This is a genomic window from Allocoleopsis sp. (genome assembly GCF_036703385.1).
In the GTDB taxonomy this organism is placed as follows: Bacteria; Cyanobacteriota; Cyanobacteriia; order Cyanobacteriales; family Coleofasciculaceae; genus Allocoleopsis.
The window spans coordinates 1-2460 of record NZ_DATNPA010000804.1 but is presented as its reverse complement, the minus strand read 5'-3'; the positions used below and the strand labels follow the sequence as shown (position 1 = coordinate 2460).

The 2460-nt window shown below is 48.6% G+C and carries 2 protein-coding genes and 1 pseudogene; all 3 read right to left on the bottom strand.

The window, feature by feature from the left end; all coding sequences use genetic code 11:
• On the bottom strand, window positions 1-952 hold a 952-nt coding region (locus V6C93_RS37275; protein WP_333481745.1), incomplete at its 3' end, for a GAF domain-containing sensor histidine kinase.
• A 234-nt stretch (window positions 953-1186) separates the two neighbouring features.
• On the bottom strand, window positions 1187-1915 hold the full coding sequence (locus V6C93_RS37270; protein ID WP_349262963.1) for a GUN4 N-terminal ARM-like repeat domain-containing protein: 729 nt from the start codon (window positions 1913-1915) through the stop codon (window positions 1187-1189).
• Between the two features lie 290 nt (window positions 1916-2205).
• Window positions 2206-2460: pseudogene (locus V6C93_RS37265) on the bottom strand (D-glycero-beta-D-manno-heptose 1-phosphate adenylyltransferase); the annotation flags it as partial.

The window sequence follows — 2460 nt, the reverse complement described above, 5'->3', positions numbered from 1 at the left end:
GTTGACACAGCATTTCGGTATCTACCGGTGCTAAAGACAGTCCTTGGCGAGTGCCATCCAAAAGACCAAGGGTGATGATTTCATCAACCAGCGATAGAAGCTGTTGACCGCTTTGATGAATGATTTCCAGATATTCCTGTTGTTTGCTGGTTAGAGAACCATAAACCTGGCGACCCAAAACGCTTGCCATGCCTATGATTGAGGTTAAGGGCGTCCGGAGTTCCTGCGTCAGCTGAGCGAGCAGTTTGACTTTAATGGCGTTCGTCGAAGACAGGCAAGCCGACTGGCTATTGGATTCATTCCTAGGTTCCGGAGTTGTCTCAAAGTCTCGTTGCTCTTGAAGTTGAGCGATTCCCGCAGCCTGAGACAACCAATGGATAGAACTTGTACGTTCTTGCTGCAAAAGGCGGTTTCGCTCAAATTCGCTCAAACTCCAATGTGCTGTCATCACTAGGAACTCGGCATCTTTAGGCCCAAAGCAGCGAGGCACCCAATCCATCACGGCCAACGTTCCCAAGCACTGACCATCTGCTGTCATTAACGGCGCACCTAAGTAAGCACGGATGCCGTAATGTCCCACGAGTAGACTACTGGCAAAAACAGGATTCGCTGCCGTATCGGGAATTGCCAAAACTTGATGACTATCGACCACGTAGGTGCAAAAGCCTTCATCGCGTCCTATGTTACGCGATCGCGCCAGCTCATTCATCAAGCCGACTCTGGATAACCCAACAGCCGATTTAATCAGCTGCCGCTCTGGTGTCATGATGCTCAAAATACACAGGGGTGCCTCCAAAAATCGCGCCGCCGTCTGAGTCGCTTCGTCGAAAACTGCGATCGTCTCATCTGTCAGCAACCCGCGCTCCTGAAGAGCAGTCAACCGTTTTTGTTCTCGTTCTACTACAGTCAATCCATCCAAACGGCAAAAAAGCCTGTGTTCCAGCTCTGCCATGAAAATCCCTATCCCCATATCAATAATTGCATCACTGATATCAGTGCTACTGTAATGTGACCTGCTATACCTAAGGTTCCCGTCTAGTCTGGCAGAACAAACAATTGAAGCTATTTGCCGAGCGTTTGTTGGGGGAGAGGTTGAAGGTTAGCAGGCTGGCAGAGCGTAACGCGAAGAATTATTAACTGTACATTATGAATGATTAAACAACTAGCGAATGTCATAATTCATTATTTAACCCTTCATTGACCACGCTGGATGGGATAGTAAAGAAGCAATGACGCGAACACCTCGTAGCTGGTTGGAGAGGGGGAGATGACCTACTGGCGCACTGAGATTCCACGTAAATTCACCGGGATAACGAGTCCAGCTGTTGCCAGTCTTCCAACCAATTTTTTCCCAAAGCTTCTCCCAATTTTTGTTTAAAGAGAGCCAGAGGTCTCGCTGTACGGAAAATCCAAATTTGCCTTGCGAGTGAATGAACCAGAGAGTGTTAATGGTTTGTAAATCTGTACTAGGGAAGCTTTCTACCTCAGAGAAATACAACCACTTTCTCTGAACCGCAGCTGGTCCTGCTAGCTCACAAAGTTTTTCTAACGTATGACGGTCAGCTGCAAGGAAATCTTGCTTAACCAGCAGTTGCTGGAGGGGTCTATAGTCTATACCGCCTTCAGAACTGAGAGGGACAATGCCTGTGGGGAAATGGGTTTGTAGAAATTCGTTGGCGATCGGGGTATCGGCTTGATACAGGGATTGGTAAGCCAGTCCTGTTGCGAGGTTAACGGGAGTTGGCTGTTGCTCCTTTAAAAATTCCATCAATACGTCTAAACCCGCAGCACCGGTACTGACCAGTTCTGGAATCAACTGAAGTTGTTTTTTTTCAGGACTAGACTGGAGCTGGCGCTTCAGTTCGGCAATCTTGCTGGAGTCTCCTGTGATTGAGGCAGTCATTTGGTCTGTCATGAAGCGACTGGTTTGGGGTTGCGGCAGTGGATGAGTTGTTGACCGGAAAGCGGTACTAACGGAAAACATTTGCCCATCACTAAGCAAATGCCTGAATTTATCGTAAAGGAAAACCCGCGACTTGAGCGTTAGCTCTTGCTCGGCGGCGAGCAAAAGTGGAAGTCGTGGGATGCCAAAACCTGGAAGTAAATAGCCGTGATGAACTGCTTACACCCGAATGCAAGAAAATTCTTATTCCTTCTGCCCTCTGCCTTCTGCCCTTTGCCTTCTGCCTTATTTTTCACTCCGGCTTATTCCGTCCGAGATTGAAGAATGCGGTTAACGATCGCACTTGTGGACGTATGAACTTCTACTGTGACTAACTCTATCCGCCCACCGTAGGCTTGAACGACGGGGGCCTCTGGCAGCGTTGACGGCTGGTAGTCACCCCCTTTGACATAGACCTCGGGCTGGAGTGCTTCAATTAAAGCCGTGGCTGTAGTTTCAGAAAAAATCACAACTCCATCTACAGGTTTGAGGGCAGCCAGAACTTCTGCTCGATGGGC